The following is a 21,997-nucleotide window of genomic DNA, read 5'->3' as shown; positions in this document are numbered from 1 at the left end:
AATCTAAATTTGTTTTATTGTTCAGCAATTAATTCAATGCCTGAGAAAGTACGTTCAAGTTATCTTCCATTACGTTCAGATACGTCTCACCATCAGCTACAGCCTTTGCAGTCACAGACTGCATCGAATTCATCGTCAGGATCTCCTGATTTTTCGAATCTGTTGTCTTCTTTATCGACTCTGCTATACTGTGATCTGCGCCCTCTATCGTCAGAATAACCGGAAGCTTTAACTCATCCACCTTCTGCGCAAGGAATGTTATCGTCTCAAAACCTGCCTCCGACTCAGCACTGCATCCCACAAATGCAGCATAGTAGGTAAGCCCATAATCATCCGCCATATATCGGAAAGGGAATCTGTCGCCAAACAGAATTGCCTGACGTTTTCCCTTAGAAACTGTTAGTTCGTACCTTCCATCAAGATCATTGAGTTCATCAACGTACTTGCCTGCATTCTCCATGTAATCAGATTTATTATCTGGATCAAGTGCCTGGATATTATCCGCCAACACATTCGTCAACGCCACTGCGTTCTTGAGTGAAAGCCATACATGTTCATCATACTCCGGGCCTTCCTCTCCTCCCTCTTCTTCCTCTGCCTGCATGCCTGGAACTACCTCTTCCTCTTTGACTGCAGTTCCCAAAGCGTCAAGCATATTTACAACCTTCATATCCTTATTAGTCGCTTCTTTCAGGGCACTATCCACCCAGCCATCAGACTCACCGCCAACATACACAAACATATCTGCGTCAGCTATCTTTGCTATATCCTCTGCAGTTGGCTGATAACTGTGAAGATCCATCCCCTGATCGAGCAGCATAGTAAGCTGAAACTTGTCGGAATCACCGCCTATAATATTGCGGATCCAGTCATACTGAGGAAAAGTCGTACATACAATGCTGTACGCCGCAGCATTTGCCGCATTTTCAGGCACACTGCCCCCTTTCTGATCAGAATCTGCTGCCGTCATTGATGCTCCGCAGCCACAAAATGCTGAAACAGTAAGTACCGATGCCATAACAAGGCCAAATATTCTATTTTTCATAATGATCAATAAACCTCCGAATTGATTGATAAAATTGACAGGCATATTTTGATGCCTATAATTGGGTAAATTTAATAAACTGCCTCTAGATCAAAAAACACCAATAATAAGTATTCGCCCTTATCTTTAGATGTATTTCCAGACGCAATTCTCAGTCAATATCCGTACTTTAAATCAATTCAGCAATTCCACCTTCAGGGAAACGAGCGTATCGGTACAATACTCGTGGGTATACACCAATACAACTCCAAGTGTGAACACACTTAAGAACGCCAGGAACACTGGCGTAGTTGACATTGTCTTTATATTTGAAAGGAACTGTGCAGCCTGCTGCAAATGCATACATATAGGACATTCCTGCCCCGTACAGTCATGCTCCACATTGCGCGCAATATAGCCGTAAGAGAAAAGTACTCCCGATACAAAGAACACTATAAGAATCCATGACATTATTCTCTTTTTACTCATTCTGCACACCTCCTTTTCATGTTTAGAAATTGGGGGATATATAGTTTTCGTTGTGACCGTAACGATACAATCCCATCTGTAACAATCACGTTTAGTTTAGACTACAGCGACTCCACAACGCCTCTGACAATCTTTGCAAATACCACATATCGACGATCTGTCACAGTCAATCATAAATCCATACCTCTCCTGAACTCCTTTAGCTATGTGATTCATGGTATCGCGGTCAATATGTATAACTCTTCCGCACTTAACACACTGCATATGAAGGTGTTCGTGACAACTATGATCAGCCTTTTCCATTCTATACATACTTGAACCACCATCAGCACTCTGATACTTTATCAATTTGTCCTGGGTAACCATGCGGTCAAGATTGCGATATACAGTTGTTGTATTCGCATCTATGCCATTCTCATCCAAATACACACTTACATCAGCCGCGCAAAACCCTCTGTCCTGCCTCTCTGCAGCAAATGCCTCTATAGCCTGACTTATTCTCGTTTTATACTCCCTCGCCATAGTATTCCTCTTTTTTGAATTTGCAAGTCATTTGCATTTTACTGCATCATAAACGGCTTTTAACTTTATGTCAACACTTTTTTATCACTTTTCCATCACTACTATCTTGTTTGATATATTGCTGACAAATGGTATTTTGCCAATGACTTTATATACCGGTATGAACTCAGCCATTCCTTCTACAAGACTGTGCTGTTCTATGTATCTGTATTTCGGTATGATCTCCGCCAGCTTCTTTCCATTTGACACACCCCAGGAAAACCTGGCATGGCTTCCATGGATGGATTTCTCCTTGATATGCTTTGCCATGAACGGAGCCATAGTCTCTACAAGCACCGTAGCATGAGTAAATTTCCTGTCTATTATGTCGAATATTTTCTTCACATCAGCTTCTGTGAGATACATCGTAAGCCCCTCTATGATGACCAGCACAGGTTCACCGGCATACTCTACCATGTCAGCCCATTTGCCGTCCATGGCGGATTCCGCTATCTGGTACACCGGTCCATCCTCCTGCAGGAACTTTGCCCTTACAGTCATGGTCTCCGGGAGATCAATGTTGTACCAACCTTTATATTTACCCTCATTTCTATAGCAACGGGTATCAAGACCACTGGCGATATTCACAACCACAGCACCCTTATGCTTTTTCAGGTATTCTGATACAAGCTTATCAAGAACTATAGTTCGCGCTATAACTCCGCTTCCCATTGCCAGATCCTTGTCCGCCAGTGAAAAGTCATAATCCAGGCTGTCAACTATCTCTATGGCCTTGCCATCGTATATGACATGATCCGGCTTTCTTGATTCTTTCGCCCTGGCATAGAGTGTCTGGAGCATCGTCTCCGGGACTCCCGTTATGTCTACCTTTGATCTGCTTACTGTATTGTTCTGTGTGCTAACCATTTTCTCATTTCCTCCTGCTTTTTAATTGTGCAAACGCATGAGAGGCGCTGCGCGCGGCGTTTACGTGCCTCACAACATGTCGTCAAGCGCAGCTTGATGACCTGCGCGCACATCAGTGCGCTTCCTCTGTCGGAATCCTCCCACTTACGTGGGCCCCTCCTTATAATGGAGCAAACGCATGAGAGGCGCTGCGCGCGGCGTTTGCGTGCTTCACAACATGTCGTCAAGCGCAGCTTGATGACCTGCGCGCACATCAGTGCGCTTCCTCTGCCGGAATCCTCCCACTTACGTGGGCCCCTCCTTATGAAATATAACATTTGTCATGTTTTGTTATGTTCGTAAAAATAAGAGGTTCATCATCGATGAACCTCTTTCTTTAAACTCTCTATCAACTTTTCTGTACCGCCTGTGGCATGAATGCCAATCTTTTCTGTCAGATACATTTTCTTCTCCACATCTACATCCTCGTTCAGTATCGCCATGGCTCCTTCAAGCCGCATCTTAGCCAGCACGCGAACCAAAGTCTCATCCGGCTCGCATCCAAGCTGTGACCTGTAATATGCCGCAAATGAATGTCTCATGAACTCCTCAACCCTCTGGTGATAATTCTCATAGCAACTGCCGTCAGCGCCATGCATGATGATCATTACCTCTTCCCTGTGTGCCAGAAGGAATTGCATCATGATCTTATCTGCATCTACGCCCGTGGCGGGGTTCTCAATCTCCCCCTTCATAAGTTCTCCAAGCATGGCTTCATATTGGTTCACAAGCGGTTCAAGTATCGCCTTGAACAATGTCTCCTTACTCTCAAATGAAAAGTAGAAGGCTCCGGTGGTAACTCCCGCACTATTGCATATCATTCTAAGACTTGCCCTCTGGTAACCATTTTTAAGGAATTCCTCTTTACCTGCTTTTTTCAGTTTTTCTATCGTTTCACTGCGCTTGTCGTTTTCCATAACATATGTTATGTTAGCACAAACTAACTAGTCTGGCAACATATTTTTTATATGTAATGCCTTTCTTTACGCCCTGGCATTTTTCCTACTATCCACTACACACAACATTCTTTCAGTAACTTTAACGTATTCTTTCTTTCAGGTATTTCCTTACCGTCTCAAGCCCTCCAATCGGCACGCAAAACTTCTGGTCATGATTCTTACATGCCTCATAAGTGTCCTCAAGATCAAACCAGCACACGCCGTCAAGCTCTTCCTTCTGTATTGTCAGATCTGCTATGTCCACCTGTTTCTGATACACGAACACAAATGCCACCTCGTTGTCCCTGAACATTTTGCCATGAAATTCCTTCTCATACTGTATTCTAAATGTTCCCGCAAAATCGAGGTCTTCATTTTGGGCATTTATGCCCAGCTCCTCACCCAGTTCTCTGAGTGCCGACTCCATCGGTTCATCGCCCGCCTGTATATGTCCGGCAGAGGAAGTGTCATACCTTCCAGGAAAAGAATCCTTATCCATCGACCTCTTCTGCAGAAGAACCTTATACCTTCCATTCTCTTGCTTCGCTATCCAGATATGGGCAGTCCTGTGACATATGCCTTTTGCATGTGCCTCGCTCCTCTCCACTGTGTCTCCGGTAGGGTTGCCCTGTTCGTCGCATATATCAAAAAGTTCCATTATAGTGTACCGTCCTTATTCATTCATACATGAACCATTATTGTTTATCAACTCCGATTTGTAAAGCAAACAGCTAACATTTTTCTACTATTCTACACTTTGTATACTTTTATAAACGTTTTATAAAATATCAGTAATTGCACTTGATATTGATCACTTTTTAGGATATTCTCAGATCACTATAAGTTACTAAATAAGTCAGCTCTAATTGACACTAACATTATTGAATGTTAGAATTCTTGTATGATATGATTATGGTAACCTTACCATGCGAAATGGGAACTTTAAGAGATGGGCGTTCTACCATATAAAACAAATGAACAATTTTAATATGGATGTTCTACCATACAAAATGGAACAATTTTATGGGAGCCCTACCATGCAAAAAGGTTTTTAAGAGCTGTGCATTTTAGCACAGCTCTTTTATATTCTCAGAAAGGCGATAATGGATATCCTAAATTTTTACTATATTGATTTAAACTACATAAGAAATCTGTCTCGTGCAGATGACAACGTAATGTCAGTCTCCCCTCAGGTAGGTAAGGAGAATCGACCATTTCTTGGAATAATCATTCTTATAGGTGGTCAGAAATATTGCATCCCCCTTACCTCACCAAAAAAGAAATTTGAAAATATGAAAAGCCAGATTGATTTCATCAAAATATTTGACCACAACAGCAGGCATCCTGAGTATTCTTCTAAAATCATAGGAATTCTCAATCTAAACAATATGATTCCAGTTAACAACTCAGTTATATCTAAGGTCAATCTGAAATTAAACCCTCACGATACCCCAGATAAAACAAAACGAAAGATTCTTATGCAGAAGCAATTATCCTGGTGTCGGAATCATTCCGATACCATAATCAACAGAGCCAATAAAGTCCACTCTCTCATAACTGATTTTCCCGACAAAAATCGTAACCTTACCAAAAGATGTGTAGACTTTAATAAACTTGAGCACATTTTAGCCCAATACTCGGATGACTAAAATTCCTACACCACCAGCCGGGCCTTCGCCCTGCCGGTTCTGTCCTTTTCCACCACGATCTGCTTGTCAATCTTCTCCTTGAGTTCAGTCACGTGCGATATTATTCCCACCAGCTTGCGTCCCTCGGTCACGCTGACCAGCGCTTTGTATGCCTGTGGCAGAGTCTTTTCTGTGTCCAGTGAGCCAAAGCCCTCATCCACAAACATCGTATCTATCTGTATGCCGCCAGCCGAAGCCTGCACCTCATCGGAGAGTCCAAGTGCAAGGGAGAGTGATGCCATGAATGACTCGCCCCCAGAAAGAGACTTAACGTCTCGTCTGCTGCCGTTGTAATGATCCACAACACAGAGGTCAAGGCCGATCTGGCTTCTCTTGTCACTGCTGTCCGTCACACGCCCCAGCTCATACTGACCATCTGACATCTTCAGGAATCTCAGATTTGCACGCTGAATTATCCTGTCAAAATACGACATCTGTATATACGCCTCAAGGTTTATCTTGTTCTTGCCGGATACATTTCCTGAGGCAGTGTCATAGAGCGACTTCACGCTTACATATTTCTTTTCTTTTGCCAAAAGCTCATCTGACTTTCTGCTTATATTCGCCATAGCCGTTTCATTTGCACGGATGCGGCTGTTTCCATCCTGCATGAGAAGTCTGATCCTTCCCAGCTCATCTCTCACTGCGGTTTTATCTTCCTCAAGCTTAGCAAGTTCGAGCTTCTCTGCTGATTCCAGCGTGTCTGTCAGAGCCTTTATCTGCCCCTCCAGTGTCTTAATATCCTGGATCACAGCATTATATCTCTTCTCAGCGGTGTCAAATGAATCCTGCAGTTTCTTTGCTCTGCCAAGAATCTCGTTCATCTTCGTTTCCGCCTCACTCCGATTCCTGAATCTGAGCCCCGCGGCCAGTTCTGTCGCCTGTTCTCTGTCTGAGACAACCTTTGCCGTGAGCGCCGATATATTTCTCTCAAGCTCCGCCAGCTTAACCTGCATCCCGGCAAATGTTTCTTCTTCCTGAGGAAGTTTTGCAGCAAGCTCATCCCTTCTGCTGACCCTTTTGCGTTCAGCCTCGATCTGTCTGTCAGCCTCCGCAATCTTCTCATTATAGTATCCAATATTCTTCTCAACCTTTTCCGGCAGAACATCTATATCCTCCGGATCGTCAAATTTCCTTCCAGCCTGCTCAATAATGCTGTTTCTGATCTCCATGACGCTGGCAAGCTTTACCTTTGCATCCGTAGCACTGGCATTTGCCCTGTCGCGGGCTTTGTCAGCATCCTTCTTCGCATCATCTAACTGTGCATCTGTCGGAGCCTCCTTTGGCAGCGATGCAAGGAGTTTGTGCTCCGTCGCACCGCACACAGGGCACGCCTGTCCCTCCTTCAGATCCTTTGCTAGGATTCCCGCCTGGGCATTCCTGTAGAGCGTGCTCATATGCTCATACATATCCTGCTTTCTGGTATACATATCATTATCAAACAGATACTGCTTCTGTGCTTTGTCCACCGCCTGTTTTCTTCTGCTGTATTCCATGAGCAGTCTACTTATGTCATTCAGATAGTCAACAGCGTCAGCCATCTTCTCCCTCGATGCCGTGATTGCAACTATTTTCTCCCCCGCATCCGCAAGCTGTGTCTGCTCCTGCCTCAGCTTTTCTATGCTCTTCTGTTTGTCTGTCACAAGCATTCTGCCCTTCTCTGCCTGTTCATTTTGCCTTTGCAGGAGCTGTTCCTCGTCTGCAATATTTTTTCGCTTCTCGTCCAGTTTCTCATAGTTTGGAAGCTCGTTATTTATAACTGCTGCCTGCCTTTGGAGCTCTTCCGTCTCTGGGAGCGCTTCCTTTGTCCTGTTTAACTCTGCCTCAGCAGTAGTTCTGTCATTCTGTACATTGGCAAGCTCCAAATGTGTCTTTTCAAGCTGCACTCTGGCTTTCTCTGTCTGCTGTGCCTTGCCTATCAGCGTGTCAAGTTCCCCGACCCGGGTCTCAAGTGTACCGATCTGCTTCTCATATAAATCCGTTCTTGCCTTCTCCGTTACAATAATCTTTCCGATGAGTGTGATCACCTCATCAATTGGCATCTGGCCGTCCTTTGCCTTCTGGACACTGAGTCCAAGAGGGTCATCCTCTCCGCAGACTATCCCGGATATATACTGCTCTATACTCTTCTTCATATCGTCCCGTTCACTCTGAAGCCTTCTCGTCTCATCCTGAAGACGCTTCTGCAGAACAAAATACCTTGATGTGTGAAAAAGCTTGCTGAATATCTTCTGTCTGTCCCCGGACTCTGCCACCAACAGTTCCTTGAACTCACCCTGAGCAAGCATGGATATCTGCGAAAACTGCTCTCTGTCCACGCCCAACAATTCCTGAAGATATGAATTTACCTTCGTTCTGTTGGCGATGACCGAGTCATCCGGCAGATACAGTTCTGCAGCCGCATCCTGCATGGTAGTTCCCTCACCTTTTTTCTTACGTCTCTCATAGGAAGGATTTCTTTTAACTCTGTAAGTCTTCCCCATATGATCAAATGTCAGCTCAACGTAGGTATCTGTGTTCACATCGGCATACGTTGATCTCATCATCCTCGCATCACGGCTCGCCCCGCTCGGCTCATCATACAGCGCATAACAGATGGCATCGAATATCGTGGTCTTTCCCGCACCTGTATCCCCAGTCACAAGATACAAGCCTTCAGCCCCAAGCTGGGCCATGTCAAGCATCTGGACTCCCGCATATGGTCCAAATGCCGACATCGTAAGATTTATGGGTCTCATCACCAGGCCTCCTTTCACAATGTATCGCCCCTCTCGCCTCCGCGAGCGGGGCAGGTCGTCGGAGCGCATTTGAGTTATTCGCTTCGCTCATAAGCGCTCCTCCTTCCATATAGAGTCTATAATATCCTGAACAAAACTCCTCTGTTCATCGCTCATTTCCTTGTTGTTCTGCTTCTCATACAACTCTCCAAACAAATCTATAGGCTTTTTCCCTTCAAGCACAGCGCCATCGTCTATCGTCTGTGTCACACGGGTTCTGGTGTTGTCGTATCCAAGCTTCATCACATTTGGATAGACCGTTCTGAGTTTTCCCAAAGCATCCGGCACGTCATCCTCGTCCGTGAGAACCACATACAGATAATCATCCACAGCCGTCCCCTCATAGTTTCGCCTGTCCATCAGCTCGTCAAATGTTCCCTTTACCTCGCGCAGCTCATGCATCGGAACAAGCGGAACAGTCCTTATCTCTATTTTCTTGTTCTCAGGGATGTCAACAACCGTCACCGATTTGGTGTGGTTAGCCTCCGAAAGTGAATACTTAAGCGGTGTTCCACAGTATCTGACAGTCTCCCTGCCCACCTTCTGCGGCCCATGTATATGCCCCAGCGCCACATAGTCAAATGAGTCAAATACCGACACATCCACATTGTCCAGACCGCCCACATTCTCCTCCGACTCCGAGCGCACAGCCCCGGTCACGAACTGGTGGGCCACAAGGATATTTGTAACCTTCTCATCAACATCCATGTGCTCCACCGCCACATGGCAGGCATCCGTGTAATCCTTTATATCATCCGCCTCATCAGGGAATACCGCTCTGACCATTGCCGGCTTCACAAATGGCAGCATGTATATGTTCGCCACCTGTCCTTTTCCATCCTCCAGCTTATATGGTCTGACCAGCCCATCTCCCATCGTGGCTATCTGTGCCGAATCATATACCGGCGATATATGGATTCCACTGAGATCAATCAGACTTGATGCAAATGCCAGCTTGGCCGCCGAATCATGGTTGCCGCTGATGATATATACTTGCAGCTTTCTCTTTGCAAGCGAAGTCAGGAAGCTGTCCAGCAGCTTCACCGCCTCCTCGCTCGGCACAGACTTATCATATACATCCCCGGCTATGATGACTCCATCCGGCTGCTCATCATCGATGATGCCCAGTATTTCTTTTAATATATACTCCTGATCCTCCAACATAGAAAATTCATTTACACGCTTTCCTATGTGAAGATCAGATAAATGGATGAAACGCATATACACTTCCCCTTTAAACAAAACATTCGTTGAAATAATTATAACATCACCGACAATATATCCCAATTATGTTTATCTTAATTTCGTTGATTTCGGTTTCTCCGCTACATGAAATACCATATTCGTCATATACTATGTAATATAGCACTAGTTTTCATCGGAGAACGCTCTATGGCAACTACTAACAAACTCAATTTTTTTCGTTTTTTCTTCATATCGATCCTCGGAGTGCTGCTGCATTTCACATACGAGTGGTCAAATGACAATCCCGCTGTCGGACTATTCTCGGCAGTGAACGAGTCAACCTGGGAACACCTGAAACTTATATTCTTTCCAATGCTCCTGCTGACAATGATTGAATTTCTCTGGGCTCATATAAAAGATAAGCCCCTGCCGGAACATTATCTTCCGGCAAGGACTGTCGGTATCCTGTCAGGTATGGCTTTCATTGTGGTCGGTTTCTACACTCTAAATGGTGTACTGGGCAGGAATTATGAGTTTCTGAATATCGCACTTTATTTCGCCGGTGTTATGTATGCATTGAGGGCTGAGAACAGATTAGAATCTAAGCAAATGTGCATAAATGACTACGTTGCCATGACCATCCTGGCTATTCTCGCGGTTGCATTCTTTGCATTTACCAACTATCCGCCTGAACTTGGGATATTTTCGGATCCTACAGCAGATTAACCACACACATCAAAAGCACCACCTGCATTACAAGTATAAGTGGCACTCCAACCGAGAAATAATTCTTTCTTATCTTATGCCTGAACACCACCATTCCAAGCAGAGCACCGATACTTCCACCGGCAAATGCCATTCCGAGCAAGACAGCTATAGGTATCCTGTATCCGCCCTTGATCGCTCTGTATTTGTCAATTCCGAACATGACAAATGTTACAACACTCACTGCCGCAACGAACCAAAGTGTCCATCTGTATTCCACAAACACATCCCAGAATGCAAAGTTCCATTTGCCCGCCGGTCTGAGCTTCCAAGTCATGAACACCGCAAGTTCTATCACACACACGCACACAGTGAACACTCTCAGCATCATATTCGTCTTGGAGGCCGTTCTGTCACACAGTGCAAACGCTATTATCATACCCGGGCCACCTCCGGCAATGGCTATGATCCCCAGCAGAACACTGAGCGCCTTATGGCTTGTTCTCCTGCGTCTCGCGGCCGTAACTCCGTCAAGGACGGCTCCCAGTATATTTATACATATCAGATATATGATCAACTTATCCATTATATATACCCACCTTGTCTACTGACATTGTATACATAGTTCCACTCTCCTATATACTTCTACTGATCTGCGATGAGCACCTGCGGCTGAACCTTTCTGATGTTCCCCGCTCTGATAAATGCTACCACAGAGAATAACACGCTCATAAATACCAATGGTATAACCAGTGATATCACGCTTGTACTTAAATTAAAACTGTATATTCCAAATGATTCAAATCCTGCCTTGAAGAATGGCTTGCTGACGATAAGTGCCAGAACTATACCAAGCAGCGAACCCACAACTGCCGTCACGATAAAGCGGACCGCAAGCTGGCATCTGAGTCTGAAGGATGTAAATCCAAGTGCCTTGTATATTCCGATATCCTTCTGCTCACGCATGAGAACCTTGCCACACACGATTATGACCGTGACTATCACGAATACAGCCCCCAACATATATGTGAGCAATGTGAGTCCCTGTATTGCAATGTTGACTGTACCCGCCACTTCTTCAAAATCATCCTTTGCTGAATGTATTGAATACGTGATGCCCTGATTATCGCCATATCTCTTATCTATCTCCTGGATTATCGCATCACATTCATCAGTATTGTCAAGATCATAACATATTCCTTTGCCGCTCCATTCCTCTTCATCTGAACTGCTTTTGGCAGCTCCACTGACACCAGACTCACTTACGGTCTCTTCGCTGGCAAACTTACTATATGCAGCCTTACTAATTGCAAAGTTCTTGCCCATATCATTTGCCGAATCGTATATGCCGGAGATCACCATCTTCCTTGCCACGCCGCCGCGCTTGACTGTGACTGTGTCACCTACGTTCATGTGAAATCCATCAGCCACATACTGGGTTATCAGCACTTCATTGTCATATGTGCAGGTTCTTCCCTTTCTTATCGTGTTGATCATATCAGGGTCCTCCACTATATAACAATACATCTGCACATCATCGAACAGAAGGTACTCGCTGGACATTTGATATTTTCTATACGCTGTGTGTTCTGATATAACATTCTCTATATCCTTCTGCGTATCCTCATCGACAAACGAAGCAGTCAGGTCATACTTCGTGACTGAAAACATATCCACCAGCATATTCTGTGAATTAAACCAGCGCATCATATCGTTCATAAGTATCATGAACATGGCAAGTATAGCAGTCACTATGATGGCTGCGGCATACTGTTTCTTCTCAGATATAAACTGTCTGTATGCAAGACTCACACCAAGTTTCTTGCCTGAGACCGGAAGTTTCAGAACGCTTGAGAAATGCACACTGTCCCGTCCACCTCTTATTGCCTTTATAGGTGTGGCCTCGGATATTCTCCTTGTCTTCAACATGATAAATGCTGCTACTAGAAGCAGTATCGCCAATATGACACACAGCACAAGTCCTACATTAATATCAGACGGAACTTCAAGTCCTGAAGAAGATCTTGTGGCACTATTTATAATTTTTAGTATCGGAATGGCCAGTGGTATTCCAGCAAACAGTCCAGCCGCCACAGTGCACATATACCCGGCAAGCAACGCCAGCTTCACCGATGCATTTGTCATTCCGACCGCTTTGAGTATTCCTATGTTAACAAAATCCATGTCTATGCTGCTGCCGATGTTGTGTCCTAGAACTATCATAGCCGCCACCAGAAGCAGCACAACAAATATAAGCAGCACCGCGGAGAATACCTTTGTCATAAGAAGCATGTAATTTCCCGCCTGCTCCTTTGATAAAGTTATCCAGCAATATGACGCGAAATCACTCACATTATTCAGTTCTCTCTCAAACTCCATCTCCGTGAGGTCCAGGCCCGGCTTTTTATCTATTATGATAAGCTTTGACAATTCAAAGGATCTCTTGTCATCTTCCAGTCCGCTTCTATTATCTTCCGCAGCCTTTGCCTTGAGATCCGCAAAATCCTCATCTGAGATCAATATCGTCTTTATTCCCATGACCGAAGATCCCATATATGGATCCTCGAAAAATGACGCAACTTTGAAGGTATAAGAACCGTTATCATTGCCCAGCTCGACTGTATCACCAATCTTGCAGTCATACATACCTATGAAACTGAACGGCACACTTACCTCACCTTTTTCAAGCCGGCGATCTGTCATTTTGTTATCCACATCATACTGATCATATGTGAGCACGCTGTCTGTATCATTCAAAACGAAGCTGCTGTTTCCGCCTTTTCCATTGCAGTCCTTAAGCAGCAGATATACAACATCAGTTGCTTTCACTTCCTGCACTGCATCACATTTGCCAATATTCTTTATTATCTTGTCTGCACTTGTTCCATAGGCATCCAGCCTGTTCTCCCCGTAAAGTGCGGCAAGCATACCTCCATAACCAACCTCTTCCATAGCTTCCGAATCATGCCTTATGGAATTCGTGTAGTAAGAAAGCACTGAACAGAATGCCAGAGAAATGATAAGCATGAGCACGAACACACTTATATGCACGCCCTTGTTTCTTCTCATATTTCCTCGAAGCACCATCATGATATATCTCATCCCGGCACCTCCTACCACTGCATGGAACCAAGCCATGCATCTATCTGGCTCTCACGGCTCTTGCGATCTTCTTCAATATATTGTGACAGCTTCAGCTCACCTATGATCCTTCCGTCCTCTATGTAGATGATCCTGTTCGCCCTGATAGCAGCCCTCACATCGTGGGTAACCATGAGTATGCTCTGTCCCTCCACGTTGAGCTCGGTGAGAAGGTCCAGCACATCCTGGGTATTCCTGCGGTTTAATGCGCCTGTCGGCTCATCCGCGAAAAGGATACCCGGACTGTTGATGACCGCTCTGGCAATAGCGCCCCTCTGTGCCTCTCCGCCGGACACCTGTGCCGGAAGTCGGTCAGCAGCACTTTCTATATTCATCTTTTTTATGAGTTCATCAGCCCTGTTTTCAGTCTCTTTTGTTCTCGTATCCTTATTCATATAACCCGGCACAAGTATGTTCTCTCTAATGCTGAGGTTACTAACAAGATGTATCTGCTGAAACACAAATCCAAACTCATACACCCTGAGTTCTGCCATGCGCTTCTCATTGTATTCTGTTATATCCTCGCCATCATATATGACCTTTCCCGAAGTCGGTCTGTCCATCCCGGACAGACTGTAAAGCAGTGTGGATTTTCCCGAGCCTGACGCTCCCATGATGACTGTAAAATCTCCCTTATAGATATCCAGATCCATGTTGTTGAGCACATGATTCTGCACGCCCTCACTGGAAAAGCTTTTGCAAAGATCTCTTGCCTGAAGTATTATATCTGCCATTTTTCTCTCCTTTTTATAGTTGTAGCACGGGGGCATTCAGACATCCTCTACAGATCTTCACCTCGCCACCGTGCTACAACCATATCACCCTATTTATTAACAAGTCCTTAACAAACCTTTCTTGCTGCAAAATATAACACTGCCTCCAGGCCATCAGCATGATTTACAAGTTCCACATCTCCGCCCATTCTGTCCATGAGATAATGGACAATAAATAGTCCAAGGCCCGCTCCAGGTTCATCACCGGAGTTTTCCCCTCGATAAAACTTCTCATATATGAACGGCATATCCTTATCCGGAATTCCTGTTCCATGATCCTTTATGGACAGCCTGTATACCATATCAGCGCCGCTCACATGGACATTCCTTGGAAGTTTTTCGGGCGATATACATTCCGTAACAATACTTATCTCTGTGTCTCTGGCATACTTAGCGGCATTTGACAGTATATTTTCTATCACCTGAACCACTCTTCCCGAATCTGAATGCTCAAGCACTGCCTCGGTTATATCTCCATTCACCACGATATCCATTCCGAGACCTATATCTGACAGGACCTGTTCCAGCAGAGGTTTTATCTCAACCTTATCACTCTTCACCACCAGTCTGTCCAGATCATGCAAGGAATGAATAAACATGTCATTCGTTATGGACGTAACCTCATCACATTTCTTCATGATGACCGACGCATACCTCTCCCTGCGCTCCTGGGTGGCATCCATATTCATGACCAATGCCTCCGCATATCCTCTTATAGATGCGATCGGAGTCTTTATATCATGTGACAGCGTGGCTATAACTGTCTTGTTGTTCTCTATCGCTTCCTGCTCTCTACGCCTTGCATGCACTATCTCCGTTCTCATATGGTCAAATGCCCACGTGAAGCTTCCGAACATATTTACCCGTCTGTACTTAAGTTCGGTGTCCATATCCCCTGTTGCCAGATGTGATGCATAATCCTCCAGCTCGTCAAATGGCCTGAGAACACACACGTATATGTACAGGAATAATACAATCACAACACACAAGACAACGATATACATGATCACTATATTCCTAAGTCCTGACTTGCCGGTATCTATCTTTTGTTCCCTGAGTTCATTCATTACAGCGTCAAGCTTTTCGTCAGCATCTGTGGATCCCGAATCATACAGTTGTTTCACTTCATTCAGTTCCACTATATACTGCCCATATTCATCATCTTTTATCCGCCGTGTCTCGTCCTGCTTCTCCCTGTAGAACAGCCAACCAAAAACTATGGTTATAGCGCACATGAACACGATCAGCATTTTTATTATATTGCTTCTTACTGAATGTCGCTTCATATAAACTCCCTATAGCTGCCAAGTGGACATCCACCTTACAAGCTCATATTATCCTCACCGTCTTTGTCTATTCACTATCTCCCAGCACATATCCCGTTCCCCATACCGTACGGATAAGCTGCGGATGTGAAGGATCTGTCTCAAGCTTTTCCCTGAGCCACCTTACATGCACCGCAACCGTGGATGGCTCCACATCGCTGTACAGCCCCCACACGGCACTCATGATCTGTTCCTTGGTCAATACCCTGCCTCTGTTCTCCGCCATGTATACAAGCAGGTCAAATTCCTTCGGCTTCATATCCACATTACTTTTGTTTCTGTTCACAGTCCGTGCGTGCCTGTTGATCTCTATCTCGTTCCCGTCTGTGTTCAGGGTCAACATCTCAGACTTATTGTCATCAACACCATAAGTTCTCCTGAGTATCGAACGGATACGAGACATAAGCTCTTTCAGTGAATACGGCTTTGCGATATAGTCATCTCCACCCATATCAAGGCCATTCACCTTGTCATCCTCACTCGTCCTTGCACTTGCAAATATGATTGGCACCTGCGAAGTATGCCTGAGTTCTTTACAGAACGAGAAACCTGTACCATCGGGAAGATTGATATCCAGAAGTATAAGATCACATTTGTTATCTGTCAGCACTTCATATGCATCGTCTATGCTGGCTGCGTACAGAAAAGCATAGCCGTTGTCCTCCAGCATATCCTGTATCAGCATAGACAGATCAGCGTCATCATCCACTATAAGTATTGTTCTCTTGTCTGTATGCTTTTCTGTCATCCTATACCCTCCAATATCTTCACTATAGACAATTCATATTATATGACTCTAAACTGCCCACATATCGTCTGTAATATCATCCACAAGCAGTGCATACAGCCAACTATTTTTCTTTATTCACCAGCATGTCATATGTAACACCATATTTCTCCGCTATGTCACTGGCATATGATTTACCAGCAGGTGGCGCTATCTCTATCTTGTATGATCTTTGTGAGCCCTCGTTGTGTACGATCAGCGAATATACCTTGCCCTCTGTACGCCCTTCATTCATCTCATCCACATCAAAGCCCAGCTTATGCATATGGGTGTTGTATATCGTTCTCGTTCCCTTTGTCAGAATCGCTCTCACGGAATCCCTGGCTATATAATAGCCCTCCTCAAATGACGTAGTTGAAAACGTCTCATTGAGAAGTATGAGACTGCGATCATTCGCACCGTCAAATATCTCCCTGAATCTCTTGCACTCCTCACCAAGTCTTCCAAGATCCAGGGTCTTGTCTTCGTCAGCAGGGAAATGTGTAAATACGCAGTCCACTGGAGCAAATTCAAATTCATCACCTGGGATATATATACCACCCTGAGCCAGTACAAAAAGCTGACCTATCGTCTGGGTTATGGTCGTCTTTCCACCCCTATTTGCTCCTGTCAGAATATACACTCTGTGCTCGCTGTCAAAGTCCAGATCATTGGTCACTATGTGCTCCGACTCCTCCGTGTCAAATGCCGCAAGCTTGATATTGTATATGCCACGAGCCTTCATATAATATCTGCTCTTTGAATCGTCCTCCTCGGAAATATCTGCGTTCGGCTGATATGCAGAGTTCACAACCTTTGCCTTGGAAAATGCTGCGCCGCGTTTCTGCAGTTTTTCTATGTACTCAGCCCATCTTATATAGTAAGTGAGCTCAGGTATGAGATCCGTCATATCAGTTATAGTAATCGACACATACTTATTTAACGTCTCCCTCATCCTCTTGACAATTCTTGTTATGAGCTTGGTGACTACCCTGTCTGTATACCGCGTAATATCTTTGGATTTGTCAGAATCAGGAATACCAACCATTCCTGCCGCCAAGTTATTTGCACCTCCAGTTACCACTCTTCCCTGAAGTTCCTGCTGAAATTTGGATAATGCTTCATTTACCGCATCTAACGGCTGAAATCTGAAGTCACTCTTAGCGTCGAGGTTGTCACTTATCTTATCTCTGGACATCAAATGACCGTAGAAATTGCTCAGCACACCGCCCCTCGTAAATTGCTTACTATTTACAGATATCAAGCCAACGCCATCAGCCTCATATCTGCTGTTCAGATTAATTCCTATAGTTATACTTCGAACCTCACCACTCACCTTTTTCAGCTCTGATATGTCCTTCTTCAACTCACTGAAACCGTTGTCCTCATATATATTCTGAACATACTCCTTAAGACCTGTAAATCCCTCGGAATGCAAGTTTTTATCCTTCAGGCAGGAATATAACGAATCTACGCATTCTATGTAATCGTCTATCTCATCAAGTCTGTGCATAAGATCCCATATACCTGAATTCTCATCATAATCGCGTTTAAAGCTGCCGTAATCCTTGAGAAAGCTTATCTTCCCAAGAATCTCCATCATGTCGTCTCTGAGTTTTTTATTTCCAATTATGTCGTCAAACACACCACCTCTGTACTTTGTAACAGATGGATCTGCATATATCCGTGACATAACTCCCATTATATAATTCTGTTCAGACTCATTTGCCGACAGTTGTCTGCATATCATATCAAGCCCAAGGTCATGCATGACCACAGGGCTCAGTACCCTAAATGAATACTCACCATCCGGTACCAGAAGACTGTATTTTCCTGTTGTATTTTTCCCCATATCTACACCTTTCAAGTAATGCCTAAAGCCTGTCAATCCAGCTCATACCATATATCTTCCGCCAAGCTCAATTCTAATTTCTGCCTATCACCTTCATATACGCTGAAACCATCTCCACGACACCGTCCACGCCGAGCTTCGCCTCATCAAGGCACAGGTCATAATGTCCTGAATATCCCCAGTTCTCTCCTGAGTAATAGTCATGATAGCTTCTTCGCTTGGCATCAGTCTCCTCCACAATACTCTTTGCCTTTGATTCTGATATGCCATGCTTGTCCATTATCCTCTTTATTCTGCTGTCTTTATCTCCGCACAGGAATATTCTCACTGCATCGTTCCTGTTCTTGAATGCAAAGTCCGAGGCTCTTCCCACTACAACGCCATCCTGTCCGTCAAGCAATCTCTCAAGTACCTCCTCCGGGGTCTTTCTTCTCTTCACGACAAAGTCATCTGACACCGACTGCATCATAGAATCTATAGCCTTCTCTCCAAAGAAAAACGGATATTTGTCATACACACCCTTCTCCTTTGCCAGCCTTATTATCTCTTTCTTTGTGTAACAGGCTATACCATATTTTGAGGCAAGTCTTGCCGCCACCTCATCGCCGTCACATCCACACTCTCTGCCTATTGTAATTATCATTCTGTGCGCCTCCACTCGTCATTCTTATATAATAGAAATGTCTCATCTCTATAACTCATCAAACAATACACCCCCATTATATTACAATATAGCTGCAGCTGCATCCTATAACTTGCAATATCTACCTCTTTAGAATCCCCGTTCCATACATACGAAATGCTTATCAAAAAGATCACACTCTCCAACCGTTTCAAAACCAATCTTGGCGTATGTCGAAAGCGCCACCACATGTCCTTCTCTGACAAGTATATGAACGCCCTTCATGCCTCTGCTTTTCAGGACATCACAGGCATAGTTCATCATAGTCTTCGCAATTCCCTGTCCCTGCATATCCTTCCTGACGCACAGCCTTGAAAGTTCTCCCGATGGAGCCAGATCTGCTCTCCAGCACGTAAGTGCCTCAACAGCATCGTCGTGATCTATGGATATTGTGGCTACAATCTCTTCTTTGTCATTCTTCATAACAAACAGATCCTCATTCTTCAGGTCAAATGCTATGGTATTCTCGTCAGGATAATTCTCGCTCCACTCACACGGTCCGCCTATCATGGCGTGATAGAGCGAGAGCAGTTCTTCTTTGTCTTTTGGTGTTGCATTTATTATCTTCATATGTCTGATCCTCTTTCTAAAAATGATTACAACAAATCAAGCAGTTCTTTATTGTATATACTATCATCCAGTTCTGGTTCATTCCAATCTGACGCACACATCTCTGAGAATCTTAGAACTGCATTAGCTATCTTAAAATCATCCTCATCTGTACTAAGCAATAGTTTTAACATCGTATATATTTTATTACAAACATCAATATTAATTGCTTTCATACAACTATCCGGTATACCTCTAAAATAGTCTTCCCCTTCGCATTCCCCCGCATGTACATCCTCTATCTTTCCATTTCTGTATACAGCCACACTTAATGCTTTTGCCAACCTTTTCAACACAATATCTCGTATAATTCCTTTTCTTTCAATAAATTTTATTTCTTCATCCGTTTTTAATTTCTTAATCTCGTTTACTACTTCTTTTTCATACAAACTGTATATAGTTTCAAATACCATTATCTTCATACCTCATTATTGTCAATCTATTGTTAATCATAAAGTAATCTATCACTTTCTTTTTAAACGTATCGATTTCGGTCCCTTTAAGATGAATAATATTTTTCTCACTCCACTATTCCCTCACCGTATCCTGTGAAAAAATACTCCTTAAGCAGAGTTATTATCACCTTCTGGCTCTCCCTGCTATGTGTGATTGCATAGTATCTTCTGCCAAACTTCGCTTTCCGCTCTTCCTCACGAATTCCAATCTCCGCCCCTTTTGAGGTAACCCGCTTCGTCTTGCTGCCATCATCCATGTCCAGTTCTTCAATGTAGCCATTTTGCTGTAGCAGACCATTGATAAATGCCGCTGTCAGCTTTTTCATGCCTGTGATTCCCTGTTTCTGATTCAGTTCATTTATACGATTCGCCAGCTCAGAAACAATACATTCATCGACGATCTCCACATCATCAAGCATGTTCGGATCAATATAGAACTCTTTCTTCCTGACTGTTTTCTCTTTTCTGCGCTGCTTTTCCGATTCCACACCTTGTGTCCCTAAGTCACCAGGATTGTCAGAATCCAAAGCTTCCGCTTTCATGCTCTCCACATATTCCGTATGTGCAAGGCAGAATTCGTCTATAATCTCTGCAAATGTCTCTCCATAACTCTCCGTCTTCTGCACTCCCATACCATATACGTTCTTCATATCCTCACTGTTTCTCGGCAACTTAATGCACATATCCTTGAGAGTCTTATCCGAACAAATGATAAATGGCGGCACATTCTGCTTCCTTGCGAGCTCCAGGCGTCCAGCCCGGAGAAGTTCAAACAGTTCCATTCCCTCATCTGTCAGATCAGCCATCACCGCCATCTTTTTCACAGCGCGTTTGTCTGTTATGTATGACTGCTCAGTCTCTTCCTCCGTCACAACACAATTACTGCATTTGTCACATGTGCAAGGGCTTTCATCTCCAAAATACCTCAGTATATACTGTCTCAGGCACTGATCCGTTTCACAATAACGTATCATTTGATTCAGCTTCCGCTGGTCATTTGCCCGCAGTTCATCATCGTCTATGCCTGCATTTGCAGAACTGACCTTATGTTCCAGCAAACGCTTGTTTATCATGATATCCTGCTTTGAGAAGAACAGTACGCACTCCGCTTCCTCACCATCACGTCCGGCTCTTCCAGCCTCCTGATAGTAATACTCAAGGCTCTGCGGCATATTATAATGAAGCACATACCTCACATTTGACTTATCAATACCCATGCCAAATGCATTTGTCGCCACCATCACACTGAGCCTGTCATATGTAAAATCCTCCTGACTCCTCTTGCGCTCCTCCATCGATAATCCGGCATGATACCGACCGGCAGATATTCCATGTGCCACCAGCAATTCGTGTACCTTCTCCACATTCTTCTTGGTAGCACAATATATGATCCCGCTCTCTCCCTCATGTCTCTTGACATAGTTCAATACACTGTTGTCCGTCTCACGTCCGCCTTTCCTGTTCACAACCTTGAAGAACAGATTCGGTCTGTCAAATCCTGTGACAATCGTGACAGGAGATTCAAGTCTAAGATTCTGGACGATATCCCGCCTTACTATATCTGTTGCTGTAGCGGTAAACGCACTCACAACAGGGCGCACTGGCAGCTTATCTATAAAATCCGCTATTTCCAGATAGCTTGGTCTGAAATCCTGTCCCCACTGGGATATGCAATGAGCCTCATCAACTGTCACCATTGCAAGACTTGCCTTGCCGGCAAAATCCAGAAACTGCGCAGTGCCAAGTCTCTCCGGGGTAACATACATGAGTGTATATCTGCCCTGTCCGGCATATTCCAAAGCTTTTCTGATCTGTCCTTCTGTCAATGTACTATTGATATACGCAGCGTGAACTCCCGCCTGGTTCAGTGCCTTAACCTGATCCACCATGAGTGATATGAGCGGTGAGATAACTATTGTCACTCCCCTACCGGCAGCTCCCATCAACAAAGCCGGCAACTGATAACAAAGCGACTTACCGGCTCCGGTTGGCATAATTCCAAGCACATCCCTTCCTGCAAGTATTCCATCTATAAGCTCCTGCTGTCCTGATCTCAGACTGTCATATCCAAAATAGTGTTTTAATGTCTCCTGTAAATTCAATCTATATCCTTTCCAGCCT

Annotated in this window: 20 protein-coding genes; 2 read left to right on the top strand and 18 right to left on the bottom strand. The window is 44.4% G+C overall.

Annotation, left to right across the window (positions count from 1 at the left end; genetic code table 11):
• Positions 1-28: 28 nt before the first annotated feature.
• From OCV54_RS13265 to OCV54_RS13240, 6 genes are all read right to left on the bottom strand, one after another.
• Positions 29-1,045, bottom strand: a complete 1,017-nt coding sequence (locus tag OCV54_RS13265) for a metal ABC transporter substrate-binding protein (protein WP_055224487.1) — start codon at positions 1,043-1,045, stop codon at positions 29-31.
• 174 nt (positions 1,046-1,219) lie between these two features.
• The gene (locus OCV54_RS13260; protein ID WP_015534692.1) at positions 1,220-1,513 is read right to left on the bottom strand and encodes a hypothetical protein; all 294 of its coding nucleotides are present in this window, start codon (positions 1,511-1,513) and stop codon (positions 1,220-1,222) included.
• Positions 1,514-1,609: 96 nt separating this feature from the next.
• On the bottom strand, positions 1,610-2,035 hold the full coding sequence (locus tag OCV54_RS13255; protein ID WP_015534691.1) for a Fur family transcriptional regulator: 426 nt from the start codon (positions 2,033-2,035) through the stop codon (positions 1,610-1,612).
• An 84-nt stretch (positions 2,036-2,119) separates the two neighbouring features.
• Entirely contained in the window at positions 2,120-2,941 is an 822-nt protein-coding gene (locus OCV54_RS13250; RefSeq protein ID WP_055224485.1) for a class I SAM-dependent methyltransferase, read from the bottom strand.
• A 356-nt stretch (positions 2,942-3,297) separates the two neighbouring features.
• A complete protein-coding gene (locus OCV54_RS13245; protein WP_055224484.1) occupies positions 3,298-3,897 on the bottom strand; it encodes a TetR/AcrR family transcriptional regulator in 600 nt (199 codons plus the stop codon).
• A gap of 121 nt (positions 3,898-4,018) precedes the next feature.
• Positions 4,019-4,576: an NUDIX hydrolase gene (locus tag OCV54_RS13240; protein ID WP_015534688.1), complete on the bottom strand. Its 558-nt coding sequence runs from the start codon at positions 4,574-4,576 to the stop codon at positions 4,019-4,021.
• A gap of 445 nt (positions 4,577-5,021) precedes the next feature.
• Here OCV54_RS13240 and OCV54_RS13235 point away from each other — a divergent pair, with 445 nt between their 5' ends.
• On the top strand, positions 5,022-5,567 hold the full coding sequence (locus tag OCV54_RS13235) for a type III toxin-antitoxin system ToxN/AbiQ family toxin (protein WP_055224482.1): 546 nt from the start codon (positions 5,022-5,024) through the stop codon (positions 5,565-5,567).
• 5 nt (positions 5,568-5,572) lie between these two features.
• Here the strand turns inward: OCV54_RS13235 and OCV54_RS13230 are convergent, their stop codons facing one another.
• Both OCV54_RS13230 and OCV54_RS13225 read right to left on the bottom strand, forming a co-directional pair.
• Complete coding sequence (locus OCV54_RS13230; RefSeq protein WP_055224480.1) at positions 5,573-8,344, bottom strand: AAA family ATPase; 2,772 nt, start codon at positions 8,342-8,344, stop codon at positions 5,573-5,575.
• A gap of 87 nt (positions 8,345-8,431) precedes the next feature.
• On the bottom strand, positions 8,432-9,604 hold the full coding sequence (locus OCV54_RS13225; protein ID WP_022216820.1) for an exonuclease SbcCD subunit D: 1,173 nt from the start codon (positions 9,602-9,604) through the stop codon (positions 8,432-8,434).
• A 171-nt stretch (positions 9,605-9,775) separates the two neighbouring features.
• Between OCV54_RS13225 and OCV54_RS13220 the strand changes: the two genes are divergently transcribed.
• On the top strand, positions 9,776-10,294 hold the full coding sequence (locus tag OCV54_RS13220; protein WP_022216821.1) for a DUF6512 family protein: 519 nt from the start codon (positions 9,776-9,778) through the stop codon (positions 10,292-10,294).
• Here OCV54_RS13220 and OCV54_RS13215 read toward each other — a convergent pair.
• From OCV54_RS13215 to OCV54_RS13170, 10 genes are all read right to left on the bottom strand, one after another.
• On the bottom strand, positions 10,281-10,859 hold the full coding sequence (locus OCV54_RS13215) for a DUF1294 domain-containing protein (RefSeq protein WP_022216822.1): 579 nt from the start codon (positions 10,857-10,859) through the stop codon (positions 10,281-10,283). The two genes, OCV54_RS13220 and OCV54_RS13215, sit on opposite strands and share 14 nt — an antisense overlap.
• A gap of 59 nt (positions 10,860-10,918) precedes the next feature.
• Positions 10,919-13,375, bottom strand: coding sequence for an ABC transporter permease (locus tag OCV54_RS13210; RefSeq protein ID WP_022216823.1), 2,457 nt, complete (start codon positions 13,373-13,375; stop codon positions 10,919-10,921).
• An 11-nt stretch (positions 13,376-13,386) separates the two neighbouring features.
• Entirely contained in the window at positions 13,387-14,148 is a 762-nt protein-coding gene (locus OCV54_RS13205; protein ID WP_015534679.1) for an ABC transporter ATP-binding protein, read from the bottom strand.
• A gap of 107 nt (positions 14,149-14,255) precedes the next feature.
• On the bottom strand, positions 14,256-15,473 hold the full coding sequence (locus OCV54_RS13200; protein ID WP_022216824.1) for a sensor histidine kinase: 1,218 nt from the start codon (positions 15,471-15,473) through the stop codon (positions 14,256-14,258).
• Positions 15,474-15,540: 67 nt separating this feature from the next.
• On the bottom strand, positions 15,541-16,260 hold the full coding sequence (locus OCV54_RS13195) for a response regulator transcription factor (RefSeq protein WP_015534677.1): 720 nt from the start codon (positions 16,258-16,260) through the stop codon (positions 15,541-15,543).
• Positions 16,261-16,363: 103 nt separating this feature from the next.
• Positions 16,364-18,130, bottom strand: a complete 1,767-nt coding sequence (locus OCV54_RS13190; protein WP_015534676.1) for a MutS-related protein — start codon at positions 18,128-18,130, stop codon at positions 16,364-16,366.
• 73 nt (positions 18,131-18,203) lie between these two features.
• On the bottom strand, positions 18,204-18,773 hold the full coding sequence (locus OCV54_RS13185; protein WP_022216825.1) for a cytidylate kinase-like family protein: 570 nt from the start codon (positions 18,771-18,773) through the stop codon (positions 18,204-18,206).
• Between the two features lie 129 nt (positions 18,774-18,902).
• A complete protein-coding gene (locus OCV54_RS13180; RefSeq protein ID WP_004851846.1) occupies positions 18,903-19,382 on the bottom strand; it encodes a GNAT family N-acetyltransferase in 480 nt (159 codons plus the stop codon).
• A 26-nt stretch (positions 19,383-19,408) separates the two neighbouring features.
• Entirely contained in the window at positions 19,409-19,843 is a 435-nt protein-coding gene (locus OCV54_RS13175) for a hypothetical protein (protein ID WP_133300880.1), read from the bottom strand.
• Positions 19,844-19,941: 98 nt separating this feature from the next.
• The gene (locus OCV54_RS13170) at positions 19,942-21,978 is read right to left on the bottom strand and encodes a RecQ family ATP-dependent DNA helicase (protein WP_022216826.1); all 2,037 of its coding nucleotides are present in this window, start codon (positions 21,976-21,978) and stop codon (positions 19,942-19,944) included.
• Positions 21,979-21,997: the final 19 nt, after the last annotated feature.

The sequence above is a fragment of the Coprococcus aceti genome (assembly GCF_025567285.1).
Lineage (GTDB): Bacteria > Bacillota > Clostridia > Lachnospirales > Lachnospiraceae > Coprococcus > Coprococcus aceti.
This window is presented reverse-complemented; position numbering and strand designations above follow the sequence as displayed.

Coding starts and splice junctions, on each gene's coding strand:
- OCV54_RS13220 (WP_022216821.1), top strand. CDS start 9,776: ATGGCAACTACTAACAAACTCAATTTTTTTCGTTTTTTCTTCATATCG.
- OCV54_RS13265 (WP_055224487.1), bottom strand. CDS start 1,045: ATGAAAAATAGAATATTTGGCCTTGTTATGGCATCGGTACTTACTGTT.
- OCV54_RS13200 (WP_022216824.1), bottom strand. CDS start 15,473: ATGAAGCGACATTCAGTAAGAAGCAATATAATAAAAATGCTGATCGTG.
- OCV54_RS13255 (WP_015534691.1), bottom strand. CDS start 2,035: ATGGCGAGGGAGTATAAAACGAGAATAAGTCAGGCTATAGAGGCATTT.
- OCV54_RS13205 (WP_015534679.1), bottom strand. CDS start 14,148: ATGGCAGATATAATACTTCAGGCAAGAGATCTTTGCAAAAGCTTTTCC.
- OCV54_RS13250 (WP_055224485.1), bottom strand. CDS start 2,941: ATGGTTAGCACACAGAACAATACAGTAAGCAGATCAAAGGTAGACATA.
- OCV54_RS13195 (WP_015534677.1), bottom strand. CDS start 16,260: ATGACAGAAAAGCATACAGACAAGAGAACAATACTTATAGTGGATGAT.
- OCV54_RS13190 (WP_015534676.1), bottom strand. CDS start 18,130: ATGGGGAAAAATACAACAGGAAAATACAGTCTTCTGGTACCGGATGGT.
- OCV54_RS13230 (WP_055224480.1), bottom strand. CDS start 8,344: ATGAGACCCATAAATCTTACGATGTCGGCATTTGGACCATATGCGGGA.
- OCV54_RS13180 (WP_004851846.1), bottom strand. CDS start 19,382: ATGAAGATAATAAATGCAACACCAAAAGACAAAGAAGAACTGCTCTCG.
- OCV54_RS13175 (WP_133300880.1), bottom strand. CDS start 19,843: ATGAAGATAATGGTATTTGAAACTATATACAGTTTGTATGAAAAAGAA.
- OCV54_RS13245 (WP_055224484.1), bottom strand. CDS start 3,897: ATGGAAAACGACAAGCGCAGTGAAACGATAGAAAAACTGAAAAAAGCA.
- OCV54_RS13215 (WP_022216822.1), bottom strand. CDS start 10,859: ATGGATAAGTTGATCATATATCTGATATGTATAAATATACTGGGAGCC.
- OCV54_RS13240 (WP_015534688.1), bottom strand. CDS start 4,576: ATGGAACTTTTTGATATATGCGACGAACAGGGCAACCCTACCGGAGAC.
- OCV54_RS13235 (WP_055224482.1), top strand. CDS start 5,022: ATGGATATCCTAAATTTTTACTATATTGATTTAAACTACATAAGAAAT.
- OCV54_RS13185 (WP_022216825.1), bottom strand. CDS start 18,773: ATGATAATTACAATAGGCAGAGAGTGTGGATGTGACGGCGATGAGGTG.
- OCV54_RS13210 (WP_022216823.1), bottom strand. CDS start 13,375: ATGAGATATATCATGATGGTGCTTCGAGGAAATATGAGAAGAAACAAG.
- OCV54_RS13260 (WP_015534692.1), bottom strand. CDS start 1,513: ATGAGTAAAAAGAGAATAATGTCATGGATTCTTATAGTGTTCTTTGTA.
- OCV54_RS13225 (WP_022216820.1), bottom strand. CDS start 9,604: ATGCGTTTCATCCATTTATCTGATCTTCACATAGGAAAGCGTGTAAAT.